This window comes from Pseudomonas orientalis (assembly GCF_001439815.1).
GTDB lineage: Bacteria > Pseudomonadota > Gammaproteobacteria > Pseudomonadales > Pseudomonadaceae > Aquipseudomonas > Aquipseudomonas orientalis.
This window is the reverse complement of record NZ_JYLM01000014.1, coordinates 40401-63321: the sequence shown is the minus strand read 5'-3', so window position 1 is coordinate 63321 and position 22921 is coordinate 40401. Positions and strand designations below refer to the sequence as shown.

At 62.1% G+C, this 22921-nt stretch carries 18 protein-coding genes, 4 tRNA genes and 1 pseudogene; 9 read left to right on the top strand and 14 right to left on the bottom strand.

Features of this window, described 5'->3' with window-relative positions; all coding sequences use genetic code 11:
* Nucleotides 1–8: 8 nt before the first annotated feature.
* From TU82_RS25460 to TU82_RS25450, 3 genes are all read right to left on the bottom strand, one after another.
* Entirely contained in the window at nucleotides 9–1646 is a 1638-nt protein-coding gene (locus tag TU82_RS25460; protein WP_057725981.1) for an ABC transporter substrate-binding protein, read from the bottom strand.
* Nucleotides 1647–1742: 96 nt separating this feature from the next.
* Nucleotides 1743–3017 carry an NAD(P)/FAD-dependent oxidoreductase gene (locus TU82_RS25455; protein WP_057725980.1) on the bottom strand — a complete coding sequence of 425 codons (1275 nt, stop codon included), beginning with the start codon at nucleotides 3015–3017 and terminating at the stop codon, nucleotides 1743–1745.
* A 19-nt stretch (nucleotides 3018–3036) separates the two neighbouring features.
* The gene (locus TU82_RS25450) at nucleotides 3037–3705 is read right to left on the bottom strand and encodes a haloacid dehalogenase type II (RefSeq protein ID WP_057725979.1); all 669 of its coding nucleotides are present in this window, start codon (nucleotides 3703–3705) and stop codon (nucleotides 3037–3039) included.
* 729 nt (nucleotides 3706–4434) lie between these two features.
* On the opposite strand from TU82_RS25450, the gene TU82_RS25445 reads away from it, so the two are divergent.
* The 4 genes from TU82_RS25445 to TU82_RS25430 all read left to right on the top strand — a co-directional run bounded on the left by TU82_RS25445 (nucleotide 4435) and on the right by TU82_RS25430 (nucleotide 9117).
* The gene (locus TU82_RS25445) at nucleotides 4435–5286 is read left to right on the top strand and encodes a GNAT family N-acetyltransferase (RefSeq protein ID WP_057725978.1); all 852 of its coding nucleotides are present in this window, start codon (nucleotides 4435–4437) and stop codon (nucleotides 5284–5286) included.
* A 22-nt stretch (nucleotides 5287–5308) separates the two neighbouring features.
* Nucleotides 5309–6022, top strand: coding sequence for a cupin domain-containing protein (locus TU82_RS25440; protein WP_057725977.1), 714 nt, complete (start codon nucleotides 5309–5311; stop codon nucleotides 6020–6022).
* A gap of 224 nt (nucleotides 6023–6246) precedes the next feature.
* Nucleotides 6247–7710 carry an aldehyde dehydrogenase family protein gene (locus tag TU82_RS25435; protein WP_057725976.1) on the top strand — a complete coding sequence of 488 codons (1464 nt, stop codon included), beginning with the start codon at nucleotides 6247–6249 and terminating at the stop codon, nucleotides 7708–7710.
* Nucleotides 7711–7791: 81 nt separating this feature from the next.
* Nucleotides 7792–9117 (top strand): NAD(P)/FAD-dependent oxidoreductase, encoded by a 1326-nt coding sequence (locus TU82_RS25430; protein ID WP_057725975.1) that lies wholly within the window; start codon nucleotides 7792–7794, stop codon nucleotides 9115–9117.
* 103 nt (nucleotides 9118–9220) lie between these two features.
* On the opposite strand, the gene TU82_RS25425 is transcribed toward TU82_RS25430, so the two are convergent.
* From TU82_RS25425 to TU82_RS25410, 4 genes are all read right to left on the bottom strand, one after another.
* A tRNA-Asp gene (locus tag TU82_RS25425) sits at nucleotides 9221–9297 on the bottom strand.
* A gap of 19 nt (nucleotides 9298–9316) precedes the next feature.
* Nucleotides 9317–9392, bottom strand: a tRNA-Val gene (locus TU82_RS25420).
* A gap of 177 nt (nucleotides 9393–9569) precedes the next feature.
* Nucleotides 9570–9646 (bottom strand) — tRNA-Asp (locus TU82_RS25415).
* Between the two features lie 19 nt (nucleotides 9647–9665).
* A tRNA-Val gene (locus TU82_RS25410) sits at nucleotides 9666–9741 on the bottom strand.
* Nucleotides 9742–9900: 159 nt separating this feature from the next.
* Between TU82_RS25410 and rdgC the strand changes: the two genes are divergently transcribed.
* The 3 genes from rdgC (at nucleotide 9901) to sugE (ending at nucleotide 12363) form a co-directional block, all read left to right on the top strand.
* Complete coding sequence (gene rdgC, locus TU82_RS25405) at nucleotides 9901–10821, top strand: recombination-associated protein RdgC (protein WP_057725974.1); 921 nt, start codon at nucleotides 9901–9903, stop codon at nucleotides 10819–10821.
* A gap of 156 nt (nucleotides 10822–10977) precedes the next feature.
* On the top strand, nucleotides 10978–11943 hold the full coding sequence (locus TU82_RS25400) for a bile acid:sodium symporter family protein (RefSeq protein WP_057725973.1): 966 nt from the start codon (nucleotides 10978–10980) through the stop codon (nucleotides 11941–11943).
* A 105-nt stretch (nucleotides 11944–12048) separates the two neighbouring features.
* On the top strand, nucleotides 12049–12363 hold the full coding sequence (gene sugE / locus TU82_RS25395) for a quaternary ammonium compound efflux SMR transporter SugE (protein ID WP_057725972.1): 315 nt from the start codon (nucleotides 12049–12051) through the stop codon (nucleotides 12361–12363).
* A gap of 109 nt (nucleotides 12364–12472) precedes the next feature.
* Here sugE and TU82_RS25390 read toward each other — a convergent pair whose 3' ends face one another.
* From TU82_RS25390 to TU82_RS25380, 3 genes are all read right to left on the bottom strand, one after another.
* Nucleotides 12473–14347 (bottom strand): MFS transporter, encoded by a 1875-nt coding sequence (locus TU82_RS25390; protein ID WP_057725971.1) that lies wholly within the window; start codon nucleotides 14345–14347, stop codon nucleotides 12473–12475.
* Nucleotides 14348–14404: 57 nt separating this feature from the next.
* On the bottom strand, nucleotides 14405–15553 hold the full coding sequence (locus TU82_RS25385) for a TDT family transporter (protein WP_057725970.1): 1149 nt from the start codon (nucleotides 15551–15553) through the stop codon (nucleotides 14405–14407).
* 77 nt (nucleotides 15554–15630) lie between these two features.
* Nucleotides 15631–16830 carry an MFS transporter gene (locus tag TU82_RS25380; protein WP_057726027.1) on the bottom strand — a complete coding sequence of 400 codons (1200 nt, stop codon included), beginning with the start codon at nucleotides 16828–16830 and terminating at the stop codon, nucleotides 15631–15633.
* Between the two features lie 106 nt (nucleotides 16831–16936).
* On the opposite strand from TU82_RS25380, the gene TU82_RS25375 reads away from it, so the two are divergent.
* A complete protein-coding gene (locus TU82_RS25375) occupies nucleotides 16937–17476 on the top strand; it encodes a TetR/AcrR family transcriptional regulator (protein ID WP_057725969.1) in 540 nt (179 codons plus the stop codon).
* Between the two features lie 130 nt (nucleotides 17477–17606).
* Here the strand turns inward: TU82_RS25375 and TU82_RS25370 are convergent, their stop codons facing one another.
* The 4 genes and pseudogenes from TU82_RS25370 to TU82_RS29300 all read right to left on the bottom strand — a co-directional run.
* A complete protein-coding gene (locus TU82_RS25370; RefSeq protein ID WP_057725968.1) occupies nucleotides 17607–18386 on the bottom strand; it encodes an ABC transporter permease in 780 nt (259 codons plus the stop codon).
* Nucleotides 18383–19315 carry an ABC transporter ATP-binding protein gene (locus TU82_RS25365; protein WP_057725967.1) on the bottom strand — a complete coding sequence of 311 codons (933 nt, stop codon included), beginning with the start codon at nucleotides 19313–19315 and terminating at the stop codon, nucleotides 18383–18385. The genes TU82_RS25370 and TU82_RS25365 overlap by 4 nt, the downstream gene beginning before the upstream one ends.
* 135 nt (nucleotides 19316–19450) lie before the next feature.
* Entirely contained in the window at nucleotides 19451–20068 is a 618-nt protein-coding gene (locus TU82_RS25360; RefSeq protein WP_057725966.1) for a glutathione S-transferase family protein, read from the bottom strand.
* Nucleotides 20069–20182: 114 nt separating this feature from the next.
* Nucleotides 20183–20320 (bottom strand): annotated as a pseudogene (locus TU82_RS29300) (cysteine protease); the annotation flags it as partial.
* A gap of 112 nt (nucleotides 20321–20432) precedes the next feature.
* On the opposite strand from TU82_RS29300, the gene TU82_RS25355 reads away from it, so the two are divergent.
* On the top strand, nucleotides 20433–22880 hold the full coding sequence (locus TU82_RS25355) for an acyl-CoA dehydrogenase (protein WP_057725965.1): 2448 nt from the start codon (nucleotides 20433–20435) through the stop codon (nucleotides 22878–22880).
* Nucleotides 22881–22921 lie beyond the last annotated feature (41 nt).

Genomic DNA, 22921 nt, shown 5'->3' with positions numbered 1-22921 from the left:
CGCCCTCCTCACGCGTCCAGCCACACCTGCTCGGCGAACATGTAGCCCATGAAGCCGCCCAGCGGGTTGCTGTCATAGCCCTTGATGCGTTGGTCGACGCCGTCGATATTGCTGATGAACACCGGTACGCCGATACCGCAGTGGTCATGCACCAGGGTCTGCATATCGGCGTACATTTTGGCGCGCTTGGCGTCATCGGTTTCGCCGCGGGCCAGCATCAGCAACTGGTCGAACTGCTCGTTCTGCCAGCCGGACTCGTTCCACGGCGCCTTGGACTGGAAGAACTGCGAAAACATCACGTCGGCATTCGGCCGTGGGTTGATGTTGCCGAAGCTCAACGGATGCTTCATCCAGTGGTTGGACCAGTAGCCGTCACTGGGCAGGCGGTTCACGTTCAGGGTGAGCCCGGCCTGTTTGGCCGATTGCTGCAACAGCACGGCGATGTCCACCGAACCGGTCGCGGCCGGCGAGGCCATCAGCGGCATGGTGATGCTTTCCATGCCGGCTTTTTTCAACAGGAACCTGGCTTTTTCCGGGTCGTAGACCGTCTGCGGCAAATCGGCGTTGAAGTAACGCGAACCGGGCGCGATCGGATGGTCGTTGCCGACCACGGCAAAGCCACGGAACACCGCAGACTTGACCTGCTCGCGGTCCAGCAGCAGCTTCATGGCCTGGGTAAATTCCGGGCTTTTGCCGGGCAACTGGTCCTGGCGGATGATCAAGTCCGTGTAGTTGCCCGACGGCGCATCGACGACGCGGTGTCTGGCACTGGCGGCAATGCGCGTGGTGGAGCGCGGGTTGACTTCGTTGATCATGTGCACGTCGCCCGACAGCAGTGCATTGACCCGCGACGGCTCGTCGCCGATGGCGATGAATTCGATTTCGTCGAGGTACGGCAGGCCCGGTTTCCAGTAATTTTTGTTGCGCACGGCAATCGAGCGCACACCCGGCTTGAATTCGCCGACGGTGAACGGCCCGGTGCCGATGCCTTTGCTGAAGTCGGTGGTGCCTTCGGGCACGATCAGCAGGTGCGAGACGGCGAGGATCGACGGCAGCTCGGCGTTGGGCGCGCTGAGGCGGATCTGCACTTCGTTCGGCCCGCTGGCCTTGATCTCGGCGAACTGCTCCAGCAGCGCCATGACCTTGGAACCGGTGATCGGGTCCTTCTGGCGGACCAGGGAGAACACCACATCGGCGGCGGTCAGCGGTTTGCCGTTATGGAAGGTCACGTCCTTGCGCAGGGCGATGGTCCACAGGGTGGCGTCGGTGTTGTCGATGCGCTCGGCCAGCTCCAATTGCGGCACCAGGTGCTTATCGAAACGGGTCAGGCCGTTGTAGAACATAAAGTGGCGCACGTAGTCGGTGGACAGCGCGCCCTTGGCCGGGTCGAGGGTATCGGCGGTGGAGCTGGACATGCCGGCCACTCGGATCTTGCCGCCCGGTTTGCCTTTGCCGACCGCCGCCGCTTCATCGGCGAACAACCTGCCGGCGCCGCCGAACAGGCTGCCCGCCCCGGCGGCGGCCACCCCGGCCACGCCGAGCATCTGCAAGGCGTTGCGGCGCGACATGCCGCGATTGAGGCTTTCGAAAACGCGCAGGCTGTCTTGGCCGGAGATGAGCTCGGGGGTGTTTTTGTTGTCAGTCATAGCAAGGCTACCTGTCGATCAATCGGAAGAATCGAGTGCTCACGGATGTCCGGAGCGTCCTGGAAACGCAAACGACGGTGACGCAACAACGGCCACTCAGTGCAGATAGTCCTGCAAGCGATAGTAGGCACCCACGAAGGGCAGGAACCAGGGCTTGCCGAAATGCCCGGGAATTGCCGGCCATTGCAGTTCGCGCCAGGGGTTGGCCGCCGCATTGCCGCTCATGACCTCGGCCATCACCTGGCCCATGTGCACCGACATTTGCACGCCATGGCCGCTGTAGCCCATGGAATGGAACACCCCGCCGTGCTGGCCGGCGCGGGGCAGGCGGTCGGAGGTCATGTCCACCAGGCCGCCCCAGCAGTAGTCGATCCTGACCCCGACAAGCTGCGGGAACATCTTGAGCATGGCGGCCTGCAGCACCTTGCCGCTTTTGGCGTCGGAGACGCTGTCGGACATCGCAAAGCGCGCGCGCCCACCGAACAGCAGGCGGTTGTCCGGGGTCAGGCGCAAGTAATTGCCGATCATGCGGCTGGTCACATAAGCCCGGCGCCGGGGCAGCAACTGGTCGATCAGCGTCTGGGGCAGGACTTCGGTGGCGATCACAAAACTGCCCACCGGCACGATGCGCCGGCGATACCAGCCCAGGTCGCCGTGCTGGCACGCACCGGTGGCCAGCAGTACTTGCCCCGCGTGCAACGTGCCGCGGGTGGTGTTGACCTGGTAACCGCCGGCCTGGGCTTTCCAGTCCTTGACCGCAGTGTGCTCGTGGATCATCGCGCCGCGCCGCGCCGCCGCTTCGGCCAGCCCCACACCGAAGCGGCCGACGTGCATCTGCACGCCGTTGCGCTGCAGCAGGCCGCCGTGGAACTGCGCCGAATTGACTTCCGCGCGGGTCTGTTCGGCGTCGAGCAACTCGACGTCGGCATCCACCTCGCGACGGATCAGCTCGCAGGTACGCGCCAGGCCTTCGTAGTGCAGTGGCTTGGCCGCCAGCTTGAGCTTGCCGTTGCGCACCAGGTCACAGGCAATCCCTTCCTGCTCGACCAGCGACACCACCGTCCCCACCGCGCTTTCGTACGCCTGGTAATAGGCACGCGCCCTGGCCGCGCCAAGGCTGGCGTGGAGCGCGGCATAGTCCTGGGCCACCCCGGTGTTGCACTGCCCGCCGTTGCGCCCCGAAGCCTCGCCGATGACCCGCCCGGCATCAAGCACCACCACGCTGGCGCCCTTGAGCGCCAACGCGCGCGCCGCCGCCAGGCCGGTGAAGCCGCCACCGACCACGGCCACATCGACCTGCTTGGGCAAATCGCCCTGCTGGGCACCGGTAAATGCCGGTGCGGTGTCGAGCCAATAGGATTCGCTGCCCATGTCGTGCCCCTTGTGTGCGTTACAGACCGACCAGCGCCGGCAGCCCACCGATATCGGGGATCTGCTGGTAACCGTAGAAGGCATTGCCCGGGACTTCATGGCCACGGGCAACGAACGCCTTGTGTTTGATCTTCATGTCATGGGCCGGCATCAGGTCGTAACGAAAACTCGAGGACACATGCAAGATGTCTTCCGGACCGCAGCCGAGGTTGTCGAGCATGAATTCGAAGGCCGCCAGGCGCGGTTTGTAGGCCTGGGCCTGCTCGGCGGTGAACACCTTGTGGAACGGCGCGCCGAGCTTGTCGACGTTGGACATGATCTGGCTGTCGCTGGCATTGGAGAAAATCACCAGGGGGATCTTATCGGCAATCTTCGACAGACCCGCCGGCACGTCCGCGTGGGGACCCCAGGTCGGCACCGCGTCGTAATACAGCTGGCCTTCCTCGCGGTAGTCGATCCCCCAACGCTTGCAGGTGCGGGCCAGGGCGGTCTTGAGAACTTCATCGTAGGGGCGCCAGTCACCCATGACCTGATCGAGACGGTAGGCCGAGAAATCCTTGACGAACTGGTCCATCTGTTCAGGCTTGATGCGGTCTGCGAACAGCTCGCGGGTCAGGGTACCCATGTGGAAGTTGGTCAGCGTACCGTAGCAGTCGAACGTGATGTATTTGGGACGAAGAAAGCTCATGGAGTGCGGTCCTGAAGTCAGTTGAATGTGACAAGCGTTCACTGCCCTGGCGGCGCGTCGGCCTCGTTGCAGCACAGGTTCATTACACCACTGTGAATTCAGCATATGCCGTCTAAAACGACCTGCGCTCAATACAAACCACCGTTTTGACGGCTGGGCTCAGCAGACTTTGCGGTGCGCGCCAGGCTTGGGCAGGGCCTGTATTTATGCGCCTTAAGTGGGCTTTTTGCGAAGCAGGGCTCAAGGATGGGGGGTGTGGGCGGCAGAAAGTATTGAGTACCTATCCGTTTCTGCGGTAATGGCCGCTAGGGGTTCTGCCCTTATGTCTGCTGATCAAAAAGGTGGGAGGGGGCTTGCCCCCGATGGCGGTTTGTCAGCAACTAATGATGTTGGTTGATCTACCGCTATCGGGGGCAAGCCCCCTCCCACATTTGGACCGAGGCGCATCAGTTGGGTAGCTGTCGGCTGAAACACCGTCACGGGAGCAAGCTCCCACAGTTGAACCGGGTTCGGCATGCCATCCTGGGCGGCGGCCAAGGCCGCCGCCCAGTCCGAAAGACCCCATGGCATTTACTGCCGCCACCCCACAAAAATAAAGTAGTACCTGTGGCCCCACCCCCTCACAGCCCAAGGAATCTACCGAATATCCACGCCCCTCTTGTCAGCCTTTGAACCAGGTGGGATACAACCCTCCTCGCGCTGAAAAATACCACTCTATGGAGGCTCGCCATGTCCGCCCTGCCACACCCTTCTTATACCTACCGCCCAATGACCGTGAGCGACGTGCCCGCCGCCCACGCGCTGTCGGTGCAACTCAAGTGGCCCCATCGTCTGGAAGACTGGGCGATGTTGCAGCGCGTCAGCGACGGTTTAGTGGTGATGGACGGCGAGCGGCTGATCGGTAGCGCCTTCACCTGCCCCCAAGGCGATTACGCCAGCATCGGCCTGGTGATCGTCAGCGATGACTACCAGGGCCAGGGCATCGGCCGGCGCTTGATGGAACAGGCCATTGCCGCCTGCGGTTCGCGCACGCCGATCCTCAACGCAACCCTTGCCGGTGCGCCGTTGTATGCCAGCCAGGGCTTTGTCGAGTTTGGTCATGTGCAACAACATCAGGGCCAGGTGCAGGTACCCGCACTGCCGGAGTTGGCCGAGGGCCAGACCTGCCGCGCGCTGGACGCCAGTGACCACACCGCCCTGCTCGCGCTCGCCAAGGCCGCCAGCGGGCTGGACCGCCGTGACGTGCTGCGCGAGCTTGCGGTAGAGCACGCCGTAGGTATCGAGCGCGGCGGCCAACTGCGCGGCTTCGCGCTGCTACGACAGTTTGGCCGTGGGCACTGCATCGGCCCGGTGGTGGCCGAAAACATCGAGCAGGCCCGGCATCTGATCGGCACATTGCTGGCCCGTCTGCCGGACGCCTTTGTACGCATCGACATTCCCCTGGCTTGCGGCCTCGGCGACTGGCTGGAAGACGCCGGCCTCAAGCGCGTCGACAGCGTCGCGCAGATGGCCCTGGGCACACCGCCCCAGCCCAGCCAGGGCGTATATCCCTTTGCCTTGATCACCCAGGCGATCGGCTGACTTTCCCACCGGAGCATTGCCCATGTCATCTCCCCGTATCCTGCTGTTGGCACGCGCCGACGGCAGTCGCGTTGCCAGCGTTTTCAGCACCGGCGCTTCGAGCGTGCAGGACCCCTTCGGCGACTGTCGCGAGCTCGCCTGGCGGGGCGACGATGGCGTGTCCGCAGGTCGGGTGTGCTTGAGCGGCGAAGCCGTGATCGAAGACTTCCCCCACAGCGAAACCCTGGTGGTGCACGCCGGTCACGTCGTACTCAGCAGTGCGCAACAGACGCTGCAATTGGGTGTCGGCGCCAGCGCCGTGATCGGCCGTGGCACGCGCCTGACGGTGCAGGCGAGCGCGGGCAGCCAATGGGCGTTCTGCGCTGTCGACCAGACCGATGCCCCCACCCGCGCCGGCCTGACCCTGCTCGAACCGTACACCTCGCTCAACCCGTCCGCCGCACCGGACCCAGGAATTCTGATCGGTCCCGCTCCACAGTGCCGCGCGCTCAACCTGTTCGACGATGCGGTTACCGGGCTGCGCATCGGCATCTGGGATTCAACGCCCTATGCCCGCCACGGCCGCCCGCACCCATTGCATGAATTGATGCACCTGCTCGAAGGCAGCGTCACCCTGCAAGACAACGAGGGCGGCGAGGTCACGGTCAATACCGGGGACACGGTGTTCGTGGCCAAAGGCGCGCCGTGCGCCTGGACCAGCACGGTGTATGTGCGCAAGGTCTACGCCGTGCAATAAAGCCGTCAGGCTTTCAGCGCCTCTTCCAGGAAACGTCACCAGCGCCTGTTTGCGCTGGTGACCCGAGCGATCAGCTGAGGCACACCGCCTGCCGGCCGGATTCAGCAGATTATCCCTTGCCGGGTTGAATAACGGCATTTTCCCACTGACACCTTTTGCTAGCTTAGTGAAGCGTCGGACCAAGCTGTGCACAGCGCCTATTACCGCGCCAGGAAGCCATTTGAATGACCACATACCCAGCGATCAGCGACAGCCTTGACCGGCAGACGTCCCAGCAGTTTTACATCGACGGCCGCTGGGTGCACCCGGCGATTGCGGCCAGTTTGCCGGTGATCGATCCGGCCACTGAGCAGGTGGTTGCCCAGGTCGCGCGAGGCTCTGCCGAGGATGTCGAGCGGGCCGTCGCCGCCGCACGCGCAGCGTTTGCCGGTTGGTCTGCGACCCCCGTCGCTGCAAGAGCGCAGGTGCTGGGAAAAATCCACGCGCTGATCCTCGAGCGCACCGAGCAATTGGCGCAGGCGCTCTGCCTGGAAATGGGCGCGGCCATCGGCTTCGCACGGGCGATGCAGGTGCCGCTGGCGGCCGAACACGTGCGGGTCGCCCGTGATGTGCTGTCCAGCTATCGCTTCCAGACCGTCGAACGCGGCACGGCCATCGAGCGCGAGCCAATCGGCGTGTGCGGTCTGATCACGCCGTGGAACTGGCCGCTGTACCAGATCACCGCGAAAGTGGCGCCGGCCATCGCCGCTGGCTGCACCGTGGTGTTGAAACCCAGCGAACTGTCACCCTTGAGCGCCCTGCTGTTTGCCCAACTGGTCCATGATGCTGGCCTGCCGCCCGGCGTGTTCAACCTGGTGAACGGCAGCGGCGCCGAGGTGGGTGCGGCCATGGCGGCACATCCGGATATCGACATGATTTCCATCACCGGCTCCAACCGAGCAGGCGCGCTGGTTGCACAAGCGGCCGCGCCGACGGTCAAGCGTGTCACCCAGGAGCTGGGCGGCAAGTCCCCGAACGTGCTGCTGCCCGACGCTGATTTTGCCAAGGCTGTGCCGCTGGGGGTGATGTCGGCGTTTCGCAACGTCGGCCAGTCGTGCAGTGCGCCGACGCGAATGATCGTGCCAAAAGACCGCCTGGCCGAGGTCGAAGCCCTGGCTGCGGCAACCGCCAATGCACTTATCGTCGGCGACCCGCAATCGCAAGACACCCAGCTGGGCCCGATTGCCAATCAAGCGCAGTTCGATCGCGTGCAGGCCATGATTCAGGTCGGCCTCGACGAAGGTGCCAGGCTGGTATGCGGTGGACCTGGGCGAGTGGCGGGTTTTGCCACCGGTTTCTATACCCGACCCACGGTTTTTTCCGAGGTGGCCAGCGCCATGCGCATCGCCCAGGAAGAAATATTCGGCCCGGTGCTGTGCATCCTTGCCTATGAAAGCGTGGACCAGGCGGTCGCGATTGCCAATGACACGGTCTACGGGCTCGGCGCCCATGTGCAGGGCCGCGACCTTCAACTGGCGCGGGCAGTGGCCTCACGCATACGTGCAGGCCAGGTGCACCTGAACCACCCGGCCTGGAACCCGATGGCACCGTTTGGCGGCTACAAGCGCTCCGGCAATGGCCGTGAATATGGCGTGCAGGGGTTCGAGGAATATCTGGAAACCAAAGCCATTATCGGGTTTGGCGAATGACCTGTGACGAGGTCCACGGCCTGCTGTGGCCGCAATAGCCTGTCATCTATAACTGCTATGACCCATACGGAAGCCCAGTACATGCCAGCACCCTTGATTCCCGTGCACTCCTCCCCCGACCTGCCGACAGACGCTGACGTGGTGGTGATCGGCGGCGGCATTATCGGCGCGTTTACCGCCTACTTCCTGGCTAGGCGCGGCATGAAGGTCGCCCTGGTCGAGAAGGGCCGCATAGGCGCAGAGCAATCAAGCCGCAATTGGGGCTGGTGCCGTCAGCAGAACCGCGATGCGCGTGAGCTGCCGATGGCCACCAAAAGCCTGGAACTGTGGGAGCAGTTTGCTGCGCAGACAGGCGAGCAGACAGGCTTCACGCGGTGCGGCCTGCTTTACCTGAGCAACGATGAGAAGGAACTGGAAGGCTGGGCGCGCTGGGGCGAGTTTGCCCGAACGGTCAACGTGCAAACGCATATGCTCAGCGCCGAACAGGCCGCCGAGCGCGGCAGGGCCACCGGCAAGCCGTGGAAAGGCGGCGTCTTTGCCCCCTCCGACGGTACCGCGGACCCTTCCCGCGCCGCGCCGGCAGTCGCACGCGCCATCATGGCCCTGGGCAGCACGGTACATCAGGAGTGCGCCGTGCGTGGGGTCGAGACCGAAGGCGGTCGACTGTCGGCGGTGGTCACGGAAAAAGGCACGATCCGCACCCGGCTCGCGGTGCTTGCAGCAGGCGCCTGGGCCTCTTCGTTCTGTCGTCAATACGGCATCCGGTTTCCCCAGGCGACGATTCGCCAGACGGTGCTCTCGGTGTCGGCCCCCCTTGAGGAAATCCCCAGTGCCTTACACACCACCGGCGCTTCCATGACGCGCCGCGCCGACGGCAGCTATACCCTGGCGATCAGCGGGCGCGGGCGAGTCGACATTACGCCGCAGTTGCTGGGCTTCTCCACGCAATTTCTGCCGATGTTCCAACGTCGCTGGCGCAACCTCGCGCCGGGCGGGCTGGAGGGCTGGCGCGCAGGTCACGAAAGCTTCAAGCGCTGGCGCCTGGACCAGCCGACGCCGATGGAAAAAATGCGAATTCTCGACCCGCGCGCCGACGCCTCGGCAGTCGCGCTGACCTACAAGCGTGCCGTGGAACTGGTGCCGGCACTGAAGGAAACCTCGATTCAGGCGGCCTGGGCCGGTTATGTGGACAGCACGCCCGATGGCGTCCCCGGTATCGGCGAAATGGCCAGCCTGCCCGGTCTGATATTGGCGGCGGGGTTCAGCGGGCATGGCTTCGGTATCGGCCCGGGTGCCGGACATTTGATTGCCGATATCGTCAGCGGCATGGCGCCTATCGTTGATCCGCGCCCCTATCACCCGGACCGTTTTCAATCGTCTGCGTGGGGCAAGGTGGCGGATTTCTGAGCCTGCGCTGAGCAAGCGCGGCAAATCGCAGGCAAGAAAAAGCCCGCTCAATGAGCGGGCTTCTTTTGGTGACCTGGCGTTCAGTGTTCCAGGTTGCCGAATATGGCGCAGCGGACGGGACTCGAACCCGCGACCCCCGGCGTGACAGGCCGGTATTCTAACCGACTGAACTACCGCTGCGCGTAACACATGAAGCGAATGGTGGGTGATGACGGGATCGAACCGCCGACCCTCTGCTTGTAAGGCAGATGCTCTCCCAGCTGAGCTAATCACCCTTCGTTTCGGTGTGGGCGCATCATACATCAAAAATTCGTAATGTCTTGATTTAAATGTACTTTATTTAAAAAAAGTTTACCGCACGAGTTTTTTCCGTATTTCGGACAATAAAAAGCCCGCTCAATGAGCGGGCTTCCTGTGGTGACATGGCGTTCAGCGTTCCAGGTTACCGAATATGGCGCAGCGGACGGGACTCGAACCCGCGACCCCCGGCGTGACAGGCCGGTATTCTAACCGACTGAACTACCGCTGCGCGTAACACTTGAAGCGAATGGTGGGTGATGACGGGATCGAACCGCCGACCCTCTGCTTGTAAGGCAGATGCTCTCCCAGCTGAGCTAATCACCCTTCGTTTCGGTGTGGCGCGCATTCTACGGAGCGCTCCCAGCTCTGGCAAGCACTTTCTTAAATCTTTTTTTTCAGCCCTTCCAATGGCTTACGCAGGGTTGGCCTGCGGCGTGATCAAGAGAATAATGCCCCCCTTTGTATAGAGGAGAGACTCACCCCATGTGGTTCAAGAACCTGCTTATCTATCGCCTGACCCAAGATCTGCCTGTTGATGCCGAGGCGTTGGAAGCGGCCATGGCCACTAAACTGGCGCGCCCGTGCGCAAGCCAGGAACTGACCACTTACGGTTTCGTCGCGCCTTTTGGTAAAGGTGAAGACGCACCCCTGGTCCACGTCAGCGGGGATTTCCTGCTGATCGCCGCGCGCAAGGAAGAACGCATCCTGCCGGGCAGCGTTGTGCGTGATGCAGTCAAAGAGAAGGTCGAGGAGATCGAGGCCGAGCAAATGCGCAAGGTCTATAAAAAGGAACGCGACCAGATCAAGGATGAAATCATCCAGGCCTTCCTGCCACGCGCCTTCATTCGTCGTTCGTCGACCTTCGCCGCCATCGCGCCGAAACAGGGCCTGATCCTGGTGAACTCGGCCAGCCCGAAACGCGCGGAAGACCTGCTCTCCACCCTGCGCGAAGTGATCGGCACCCTGCCCGTTCGCCCACTGACCGTCAAAACCGCACCGACGGCGATCATGACCGACTGGGTCACCACCCAGAAACCGGCCGATGACTTCTTCGTGCTCGACGAATGCGAGCTGCGCGACACCCATGAAGACGGCGGGATCGTGCGCTGCAAGCGCCAGGACCTGACCGGCGAAGAAATCCAGCTGCACCTGACCACCGGCAAGGTCGTGACCCAATTGTCCCTGGCCTGGCAGGACAAGCTGTCCTTCATGCTCGACGACAAGATGACCGTCAAGCGCCTGAAGTTCGAGGACCTGCTGCAGGACCAGGCCGAACAGGACGGCGGCGACGAAGCCCTGGGCCAACTGGACGCCAGCTTTACCCTGATGATGCTGACCTTCGGCGAATTCCTGCCGGCGTTGATCGAAGCACTCGGCGACGAAGAGACGCCACAAGGCATCTAAGCCATGTGAAGCTCAAAATGTGGGAGGGGGCTTGCCCCCGATGGCGGTGGTTCAGCTGATAGATGTTTGGCTGATACACCGCTATCGGGAGCAAGCCCCCTCCCACATTTGATCGTATTGGCAATTCAAAAAAATCGAACAAGAAAGGACACTCCCATGCGCGCACTCGCCGCCCTGAGCCGCTTCGTCGGCAATACCTTCGCCTACTGGGTGTTGATCTTTGCCGTCGTCGCATTTCTCCAACCCAGCTGGTTCCTCGGCCTGAAAAGCGCCATCGTCCCCCTGCTGGGCCTGGTGATGTTCGGCATGGGCCTGACCTTGAAACTCGAAGACTTCGCCGAGGTCGCCCGCCATCCGTGGCGCGTTGCCCTGGGCGTGGTCGCGCATTTTGTGATCATGCCCGGCGTAGCGTGGTTGTTGTGCCAGGTCTTTCACCTGCCGCCGGAAATTGCCGTCGGCGTGATTCTGGTGGGCTGCTGCCCAAGCGGTACGTCATCCAACGTGATGACCTGGCTGGCCCGTGGCGACCTGGCACTGTCAGTGGCCATTGCCGCCGTCACCACCCTCCTCGCCCCGCTGCTCACCCCGGCGTTGATCTGGCTGCTGGCTTCGGCCTGGCTGCCGGTGTCGTTCATGGAGCTGTTCTGGTCGATCCTGCAAGTGGTGTTGCTGCCGATCGTGCTCGGCGTACTCGCGCAACGCCTGCTGGGAAATCGTGTCCGTCATGCGGTCGAGGTGCTGCCGCTGGTCTCGGTGGTCAGCATCGTGATCATCGTCGCCGCCGTGGTCGCCGCCAGCCAGGCGAAGATCGCCGAGTCGGGCCTGTTGATCATGGCCGTGGTGATGCTGCACAACAGCTTCGGCTATCTGCTCGGCTACTTCACCGGGCGCCTGTTCAAGTTGCCATTGGCGCAACGCAAATCCTTGGCGCTGGAAGTGGGCATGCAGAACTCCGGTCTTGGTGCCGCGTTGGCCAGTGCGCACTTCTCGCCACTGGCGGCGGTACCCAGCGCGCTGTTCAGCGTCTGGCACAATATTTCCGGGGCACTGCTGTCGACTTACTTTCGACGCATGAGCGAGAAGGAAGATCGCCGCGCGTTGGAGAATGCCCCGCACACTTGATCGACCGGCCCATGTTCGGCACTCTTGGCAGCTCGCGGGGACGACCCCGCGACGCCAACGCGCGTTGAATCCGGGGACGACCCCGCCTGAAGAAGCGAGGTCATCATGTCCTGGATCATTCTGTTTTTCGCCGGGTTGTTTGAAGTCGGCTGGGCCGTCGGCCTGAAGTACACCGACGGCTTCAGCAAGCCCCTGCCCACCGTACTGACTATCGCTGCCATGGCTATCAGCCTTGGCCTGCTGGGTCTTGCGGTAAAGGAACTGCCGCTGGGCACCGCCTACGCCGTATGGACGGGAGTGGGCGCCGTGGGTACGGTGATCGCCGGGATTATCCTGTTTGGGGAATCCATGGCGTTGTTTCGGTTGGCCAGTGTGGCGTTGATTATTTGCGGGCTGATTGGGCTCAAGATCAGCGCTTAGGCCGCTACCGCCATCGGGGGCAAGCCCCCTCCCAGATTTTGAATGGGTTCACAAATCAAAAGGTGGGAGGGGGCTTGCCCCCGATGAGGCCCTTACATCCAGCACAGAACTACCTGACACTCCCCCGCAGAACACCGACCACAGCCTGCAACTGCGCAGGTGTCGCCTCCTCTACCCGAACAGGCTCCCCCGCCACCAGCACCACCCGCGACCAGATCCGATGAAAGAACCCCTTGTTCGGATCGCGACTGAAAAAACTTCCCCACAACCCCTGCAACGCCAGCGGAATCACCGGCACCGGTGTCTCTTCGAGAATACGCGTCACGCCACCACGAAACTCATTCATCTGGCCATCGCCGGTCAACTTGCCTTCCGGGAAGATGCACACCAGCTCACCGTCCTTCAGGTACTCGGCAATCCGCGTGAAGGCTTTCTCGTAGATCTGGATATCTTCGTGACGCCCCGCAATCGGGATCGCCCCGGCGGTGCGGAAGATAAAGTTGAGCACCGGCAAGCGGTAGATCTTGTAGTACATGACAAAACGAATCGGCCGACGCACTGCGCCACCAATCAGCAGCGCATCGACAAACGACACATGGTTGCAAACGAGCAAGGCCGCGCCTTCGTCCGGAATCCGCTCCAGGTTGCGATGCTCGACGCGGTACATGGAATGGCTGAGCAGCCAGATCATGAAGCGCATGGTGAACTCGGGCACGATTTTGAAGATGTAGGTATTGACCGCGATGTTGAGCAGCGACACCACCAGGAACAACTCGGGGATCGACAGCTTGGCCACGCTCAGCAGCAGGATCGACACGATGGCCGACACCACCATGAACAATGCGTTGAGAATGTTGTTGGCCGCGATCACACGCGCGCGCTCGTTCTCGGCGGTACGCGACTGGATCAGCGCGTACAGCGGCACGATGTAAAAGCCGCCGAACACGCCCAGGCCAAGGATATCGAACAACACCCACCAGGCTTGCCCGTAGCCGAGCACCGCGAGCCAATCGTTGGCCTGGACATTCTGCGCGAAGCCGCCGGAATGCCACCACAGCAGCAGACCGAACACCGTCAGCCCGAACGAACCGAACGGCACGAGGCCGATCTCCACTTTACGTCCCGAGAGCTTTTCGCAGAGCATCGAGCCCAGGGCAATCCCCACCGAGAACACGGTGAGAATCAGGGTCACGACGGTTTCATCGCCATATAGCCATTCCTTGGCGTAGGCCGGAATTTGCGTCAGGTAGATCGCGCCGACGAACCAGAACCATGAGTTGCCGACGATCGAGCGCGATACAGCCGGGGTCTGTCCCAGCCCCATGCGCAACGTCGCCCAGGACTGGGTGAAGATATTCCAATTCAGACGCAGTTGCGGCGTGGACGCCGCCGCCCGTGGAATGCTGCGGCTGGCCAGATACCCCAGCACCGCCACACCGACAATCGCCACGGCCACTACCGGCGCGTAATCGGTGGACGACATCATGATCCCCGCGCCGATGGTGCCGGCAAGAATTGCCAGGAACGTGCCCATTTCCACCAGGCCGTTGCCGCCGACCAGCTCATCGTCGTGCAGGGCCTGGGGCATGATCGAATACTTCACCGGGCCGAACAGCGCCGAGTGGGTGCCCATGGCGAACAGTGCCAACAGCATCAACTCCAGGTGATTGAACAGAAAGCCGGCGGCCCCCACGGCCATGATCAGGATTTCTCCGAGCTTGATCGCACGGATCAGCGCGTCCTTGTTGAATTTCTCGCCGAACTGCCCGGCCAGCGCCGAGAACAGGAAGAACGGCAGGATGAACAGCAAGGCACACAGGTTGACCCAGATGGAACGGTCGCCCTCGATGCTGAGCTTGTAGAGAATCGCCAGAATCAAGGATTGCTTGAAGATGTTGTCGTTGAAAGCGCCCAGGAGTTGGGTGATGAAAAACGGCAGGAAACGCCGTGTGCGCAGCAAGGTGAATTGTGAGGGGTGGCTCATCGTCCGTGTTCCTGCGTGGCCTGTTATCAGTCAGGCCACGACTTTACCTAATCCTGCTTACTTATTCGCTAACCCCGCAATGCACGGCGAAACAAAAAGCTCGCCTTTGTAGGCACCTTGCACGGTGCGCTTGGCCACGATCAGCCACATCAGCGCCAACGCCGCCACCAGCACACTGCCCAATACGCTGAAGAACCCCAGGTGCAGCAGGCTCGCCAGCTTGAGCGTGGCCAGCGCGTACACCCCCAGCGGAAAGGTAAAGCCCCACCAACCCAGGTTGAATGGAATGCCGGCGCGCAGGTAACGCAGGGTGATCAACACCGCCATCAACATCCACCACAAGCCGAAGCCCCACAGCGTAATGCCCGCCACCAGGCCGAGCCCGTTGGCCATCTCGCCGACACCCGGCAGGCCATTGGCGGCGAAGATCGCGGGCGCATCGCCGCCCAGCAGCAACATGCCCAGGGCACCGGTGCCGATGGGGCCCAGCGCCAGCCAGCTCGATGCCGCCATATTGGCGTGGGGCAGTTTGTGCAGGGCCATGCGCAGCATCAGGATAGTCAGGATGCTGAAGGCGACCGGCAGGGAGAACGCCCAGAGTACGTAACTGGTCACCAGCATCACCAGTTGCCCATGGGCATCGATCAGGTGCGGCGCCAGCAGGCCACCGCTGGCGGCGGCGACTTCGGCGGCCACCACTGGGAGCAGCCACACCGCAGTCATCTGGTCGATGCTGTGTTCCTGGCGAGTGAACATCATGAACGGGATCAGTACGCCGCAGGCCAGGGACATCAATACGTCCGTCCACCAAAGAGCTTCGGCCAAGGGGATGACATCGCTGCCCCAACGCGGCAGGCCGAACAGCAGCAAACCATTGAGAATCGTGGCCAGGCCCATGGGGATGGTGCCGAAAAACATCGAGACTGTGGAGTGCCCGAAAATCCGGCGGGCCTCGTGGAAAAACAGCACCCAGCGTGCGCCGTACAGGGCGCTGAACAAGATGAACAGACCGATGGTAAACATCCACAGACCTTCGGCGACGGCATGCAAGCCGTGCACATTGACCGGCAGTTGCGCCAGGGCCAGCGCCAGCACGCCGGTGCCCATGGTCGCGGCAAACCAGTTCGGGGTGAACTGGCGAATCACTTCCCGGGGACGGGTCAGGTGGTTGAAGGGTTTATAGCGGGTGGTTGTCGAGCAGGTCATGATGGCAATCCTCTTCCTCGCATGAGGTTGAGGCCATCATAGAAGCGCATCGAATATCTATATAACGGGTAATATCTCTAACTGTTATCTGTTTTACAGATATGCGGTGATGGCGCGCGCTGCAGCAGCAGTCCGGCCAAGGCACTGATGGCGAGCAGTATAAGCAGCGCACCGTAGGCATCAGTGGTCGCAATCAGACCGAATTCCCGGCTCAGGTTGCCCGCCAGCAGTGCCGGCAGGCAGAACGCCAGGTAGCTCAAGACATAGAACGCCGACATTAATCCCGCTCGCTCATGGGGCAAGGCCAATCCCACGATACTGCGCACACTGCCCATGAACCCGCCGCCGAAACCCAGGCCTGCAACCACGCTGGCGAAGAAGAACAGCCACAAGCTGGCACTTTGCACAGCCACCAGCAACAGCGCTACGCCCGCTGCCAGCAATGCCGCCGACAGCCGCATGACCTTGTCCGCCGGGTGCTCGCGCAGGCTGTAGATCATCACCGCCCCGCTGAGGGTGATCACCGCCACCAGGCCACCGCCGATCAGGTGCGACGTCGACCCCGTCGCGGCCCGTACCAGGGAGGGCGCCAGGGATGAAAAGAACCCTCCCAGTGCCCATACCGCCACATTCAGCGGCATCGCCAACCCCAGCGCGCGGCGTGCCTGCTTCGGCACATGCAGGGTCGGCGCCAGGGACTTCAAGGCTCCCGGGATTCGGCTGACGGTTTCCGGCAAGCGCCAGACATACATCGCCTGGAGCACCATCAGTCCGAGCAAGGCAAAGTAGATCAACTGGGTCGGCCAGGGTGCGTATTCCACTAGCAAACCGCTGCCCAGGCCGCCACTGGCCATGCCCAGCATCGGCGCGAGGCTGTTGAGCATCGGGCCGCGCAGGCGATCGGTGTCGAGCAGGGTGGCACCCAAGACTGCCGTGGCCGTCCCGGTGGCGAAACCTTGCAGTGCCCGCGCAGCAATCAGGTATGCGGTGCTGTCGGCGTTGATGAATAACAGCATCGCCACGATATTCAGGATCAATGCGGCGAAAATCACCGGCTTGCGCCCGACGTAATCCGACAGCGAACCCACTGTCAGCAGCGCCGCCAGCAGGCTCACGGCATACACGCCAAAGATCAGCGTCAGCATCGCCGCAGAAAAATGCAGGTTGTCCTGATACACCTGATACAACGGCGTCGGCGCGCTGGAGGCGGCGAGAAAGGTCAGTACGGTGATCACCAGGAAGGTCAGGCTGGACCGTTGAGACAGGTTGCTTGGCATAGGTTTGGTGGGCATAGGCACGCTCCGCTAAAGCTAATATTTTGCTTTTGCGGAGTGTGCTACCCGCCGGCGCTTAAAGCAAATTCTTTGTGTTAAGGTTTTACCCATGGCGATCAAAGAAGGCCTTCGCCCGGGGGGCCGTAGTGCCCGGGTACAAGAATCCGTGCATTCGGCCGTCCGCGAATTGCTGCACACCCATGAACGCGCAAACATCACCGTACCGATGATTGCGGCACGCGCGGGCGTCACCCCCTCGACGATTTACCGTCGCTGGGGCGACCTCTCGGCGCTGCTGGCCGATGTGGCCCTGGCGCGCATGCGCCCGGACACCGAACCGGCCACGACCGGCAGCCTGCGCGGCGACCTGCAGGCCTGGGCCGAGCAATACCTGGACGAAATGAGTTCGGAGCCTGGGCGCCACATGATGCGCGACGTGCAGTGCAGCCTGACGCCGGGGTACTGCGTGAGCATCTTGAGCGGGCAGTTGCAGATCATTGTTGACCGTTACCCGGAGCAGGCAGTACCCAGCGTGGATCGTTTGATCAACCTGCTCGCGGCGCCCACGGTGTTTCGCATTCTGTTCTCGACCCAGCCCCTGAGCGTCGAAGAGCTGCATGCGCTGATCGATCTGGCACTGACAAACTAAAGCCTTGCACAAAGCAAATGTGGGAGGGGGCTTGCCCCCGATGACGGTGTGTCAGCTGCAGATAAGCTGGCTGACACACCGCTATCGGGGGCAAGCCCCCTCCCACATTTTCAACCGCGTTTAACCGGTATTACGTACGCATCCCACGCCCGCTTACCAGCAACCGCGCACAACCGATATACAAGACAATAGTGGCGACGATCATGAAGGTGATCGCCACGCTGATCCTGATATCCGACACCCCCAGGATGCCGTAGCGAAAGGCATTGACCATGTGCAGCACCGGGTTGGCCAGGGACACGGTCTGCCAGAACGGCGGCAGCAACGTGATGGAGTAGAACACCCCGCCCAGGTAGGTCAGCGGCGTCAGCACAAACGTCGGGATGATCGAAATATCATCGAAGTTGCGCGCAAACACGGCATTGATGAAGCCCAGCAGCGAAAAGATCGTTGCCGTCAGTACCACCACCAGAATGGTGACCCCCAGGTGATGCACTTGCAGGTGGGTGAAGAATAGCGACAGCAAGGTCACGATCACCCCCACCATCAGGCCACGCAGCACGCCGCCCAGGGTATAGCCGATCAGAATGGTGTGCGGCGACACCGGTGAAACCATCAGTTCCTCAATGGAGCGCTGGAACTTGCTGCCAAAGAAACTCGATACCACGTTGCCGTAGGAGTTGGTGATCACCGACATCATGATCAGGCCCGGCACGATGTACTCCATGTAGGTGAAGCCACCCATGTCGCCGATCTGCCGACCGATCAGGTTACCGAAGATCACGAAGTACAGGACCATGGTAATCGCCGGCGGCAGCAGGGTCTGCGGCCAGATGCGGGTAAAGCGCTTCACTTCGCGGTAGACGATGGTCTGCAGCGCGACGAGGTTGGGTTGCAGTTCGGAACTCATACCGCCACCTTCGCCAGATTTTTCTCCACCAGGGACACGAACAACTCCTCAAGGCGATTGGTTTTGTTACGCAGGCTCGACACTTCGATGTTCTGGGTCGCCAGTTGGCTGAACAGCGCGGTGATGCCCATGGCTTTGTCGACCTGGACTTCCAGCGTGTGACTGTCCACCAGGCGGCTCGGGTAGCCCAGCAGTTGCGGCGGCGCCGACAGGTTGTTTTTCAGGTCGAGCAGGAAGGTTTCCACATGCAACTGGCCCAGCAGGTTACGCATGCTGGTGTTCTCGACAATGGTGCCGTGGTCGATGATGCCGATATTGCGGCACAGCTGTTCGGCTTCCTCGAGGTAGTGCGTGGTGAGGATGATGGTGATGCCCTTCTCGTTCAGCTCGGTAAGAAAGGTCCACATCGACCGACGCAACTCGATGTCCACGCCTGCGGTGGGTTCGTCGAGGATCAGCAGGCGCGGTTCATGCACCAGTGCGCGGGCGATCATCAAGCGGCGCTTCATGCCACCGGACAATGAACGCGAAGGCACATCGCGCTTGTCCCACAGGCCCAGTTGGGTCAGGTACTGTTCGGCGCGCTCCTTGGCGACTTTCATCGGGATGCCGTAGTAGCCGGCCTGGGTCACGACGATGTCGAAGGTCTTTTCAAACTGGTTGAAGTTGAATTCCTGTGGCACCACGCCGATGGAGCGCTTGAGCGCCGCCGGGGATTTGTCCAGGTCATGGCCGAAGATATTCACCGTGCCGCTGGTCTTGTTGACCAGGGTCGAGAGGATACCGATGGTGGTGGATTTGCCGGCACCGTTGGGGCCGAGCAAGGCGAAGAAGTCACCTTCGGCAACGTCCAGATCGATACCACTCAGGGCCTGGAAACCGTTGCCGTAGGTTTTGGTTAGCTGCCGGATGGACAGAGCGGAACTCATATCGGATTACGCACCAAAGAAAAGAATAGAAACAATAGATGAGGGCGCACCACAGGTAGTTCAACCTGCGATGGGATGCGAGCATGGTGCGTGCCCGCGCCACACAAGTACAGTCACCCGTATTAATAGTGTTTATCAGGTCAACGCGGTCATCACGGCCTTGCGGTAGGCCGGACGCTGTTGCAGGCGCTGGTACCAGGCCTCCAGGTTGGGCATTGCCGGGCGTTCGATAGGCATCTCGAACCAGGCGTAGATAAAGCAGCCTAGTGGGATATCACCCATGCCGAACGCCTGCCCGGAAAGGTAGGGCTGCGCGGCCAGAGCCTGTTCGACGGTACTGAGCGCATCGATGCAGGCTTGGCGCCCGGCATTGATACTGTCCCAGTTGCGCTGTTCGGGTGCTGTACGCAGGATGCCCCAGAATACCGCTTTGAACGGATCGGCGAGCGTCGACGTGGTCCAGTCCATCCACTTCTCGGCGCTGGCCCGGATTTGCAGGTCACTGGGGTAAAATTCCGACGCGTGCTTGGCACACAGGTAGCGCACGATGGTGTTGGATTCCCACAGTACAAAGTCGCCATCTTCAATCATCGGCACCCGGCCATTGGGGTTCAAGGCTCGGTATTGCGGGGTGTCGACCACACCGAAGGCCCCGCCCGCATCAATTGCCTCATAGTCCAGGCCGAGTTCCTCGGCGCACCACAGTGCTTTCCTGACGTTTGACGAATTCTTACGACCCCAGATCTTCAGCATGACCGCGCCTTATCGTTGTTGAACATGGCTTGATGAACGCCGCAGCATACGCCGGTTCACACGAGGCTTGAATCACTCTGCATGTCCCGGCATGTCTGGAATTGAGTCGGCCAGGCGCACCGCCCCACGCACAACGCAGCAAATACTGACTGCCTGGTCATATATATCCGCGCGGGTTCCGCGATGTTTCTTGGCGAACTCCCCCACCGCAGGGAGGTCACTATCGATGAAGCGGCTGGGACTCAGGTACATACCGCAGTGATGCTATCCCCAGTACAACTTGTAACACCCTGATCACCCCGCTTGGCCGGACGCCGACTAAGCTTCCTGGTGGTTTCGCCCCTGGTTTCACGGAGGATTGAATATGCTGTTGTTGTGGATACTGGTTCTGCTGGTCGGCATTGCCTACCTGGCACACCGCCGCACCGCGCCCCTGCCCGCCCTGGGTGTGGTCGCCGTTTATCTGCTGGCGATGGGCGCCTGGAGCCATGCACCGGGTTGGCTGCTGCTGATTTTCTGGGTGCTGATCGCCGTCGTGGCCGTGCCCCTGCTGCTGCCCGACCTGCGCCGCCAATACTTCACCAGGCCGCTGTTCAGCTGGTTTCAGAAAGTCCTGCCGCCGATGTCCGCAACCGAGCGCGATGCCATCGACGCGGGCACCGTATGGTGGGACGGCGAACTGTTCAGCGGGCGCCCTGACTGGGACAAATTGCTGGCCTACCCCAAGGTGCAACTGACCGAAGAAGAACAGGCGTTTATCGACGGCCCCACCGAAGAGCTCTGCGCCATGGTCAGCGACTGGGAAATTGGCCAGGCCATGGACCTGCCCCCCGCTGCCTGGGAGCACATCAAGACTCACGGGTTCTTCGCCCTGATCATCCCCAAGGAATACGGCGGCAAGGGCTTCTCCGCCTATGCCCACTCTCAAGTCGCGATGAAACTGGCTACCCGCAGCGGCGACCTGGCATCCACCGTGATGGTGCCCAATTCCCTCGGCCCCGCCGAGCTGCTGCTGCACTACGGCACCGACGAGCAACGCAACCACTACCTGCCGCGCCTGGCGCGTGGCGACGATATTCCTTGTTTCGCCCTGACCGGCCCGCTGGCCGGTTCCGATGCCGGCGCCATGCCCGACACCGGCGTCATCTGCAAAGGTGAGTGGGAAGGCAAGGAAACCCTCGGCCTGCGCCTGAACTGGGAAAAGCGCTACATCACCCTCGGCCCGGTCGCGACCTTGCTCGGCCTGGCGTTCAAGGCCCACGACCCGGACCACCTGCTGGGCGATGAAGAAGATTTGGGCATCAGCCTCGCGCTGATCCCTACCGACACCCCCGGCGTCGAAATCGGCCGCCGTCACCTGCCCCTGGGCGCCGCGTTCATGAATGGCCCCAACTCGGGCAAGGACGTGTTCATTCCTCTGGAATTTCTCATCGGCGGCCAGGAAATGCTCGGCAAGGGCTGGATGATGCTGATGAATTGCCTGTCCGTCGGCCGTTCAATTTCCCTGCCTGCGGTGGGCACCGGCGCCGCCAAGTTCACCAGCCTGGTGACCGGCCAATACGCGCAGGTGCGTGAACAGTTCAACGTGCCGCTGTCGGCCTTCGAAGGCATCCAGGAAGCCCTGGCGCGTATCGGCGGCAACGCCTGGCTGATGGACAGCGCACGCATGCTCACCGCCAATGCCGTGGACCTGGGCGAGAAGCCTTCGGTGCTGTCGGCGATCCTCAAGTACCACCTCACCGAACGCGGCCGCGAGTGCATCAGCCACGCCATGGACGTGCATGGCGGCAAGGGCATCATCATGGGCCCGAACAACTACCTGGGCCGCAGTTGGCAAGGGGCGCCGATCTTCATCACCGTGGAGGGCGCGAATATCCTTTCGCGAAACCTGATGATCTTCGGCCAGGGTGCGATTCGCTGCCATCCGTTCGTGCTCAAGGAAATGGCCCTGGCCGGTCGCGAAGACCATGACCAGGCACTCAAGGAGTTCGATGGCCTGCTGATGCAGCACATCGGTTTCGCCGTGAGCAACGCCGCCAGTACGTTGGTGTTGAACCTGGGCTTCGGTCACTTCGAAAAGGCCCCGGGCAACCGTCTGAGCCAGGGTTATTTCCGGGCGCTGAATCGCCAGGCCGCCGCCTTCGCCCTGCTCGCGGACCTGAGCATGATGCTGCTGGGCGGCGAGTTGAAACGCCGCGAACGCCTGTCGGCGCGCCTGGGTGATGTACTGAGCCACATGTACCTGGCATCGGCGGCGCTCAAGCGCTACCACGACCTGGACTCGCCGGATCACCTGGAACCGCTGTTCGCCTGGGCCATGGAAGAAAGCCTTGGCCAATCCGAGCGTGCGCTGGATGAACTGCTGAGCAACTTCCCGAACAAGGTACTGGGCTGTCTGCTGCGGGTGATCGTGTTCCCGTTCGGGCGTCGCCATACCGGGCCATCCGATGCGTTGGATGCCGAGGTTGCGGCAGTGATCGGCCGCGCCAAGGGCGACCCAACCCTGGAAGAGTTGCTGGCGGGCTGCTACCGCCCACAATCGGCGGAAGATCCGGTGGGCGCGCTGCAGCACGCCTACGACCTGCTCGGCGCCAGCCATCCCCTGCAGAAAAAACTGCACACCGCGCTCAAGAGCGGACAGGTCAAACCGACTGCCGGTGAGTCGGCCATCGACGCCGCGCTGCACGCCGGTGTGCTGCAACCGGCCGAGGCGCAGACCCTGCGCGACGCCGAAGCGGCGCGGCGCAAGGTGATCGACGTGGATGATTTCAGCAAGGACGAGCTGATACAGGCTGAGGGTAAAGTCCGCTGATACCGGCGGTCATATAAAAACGGGCGCGAGAGGCATATACT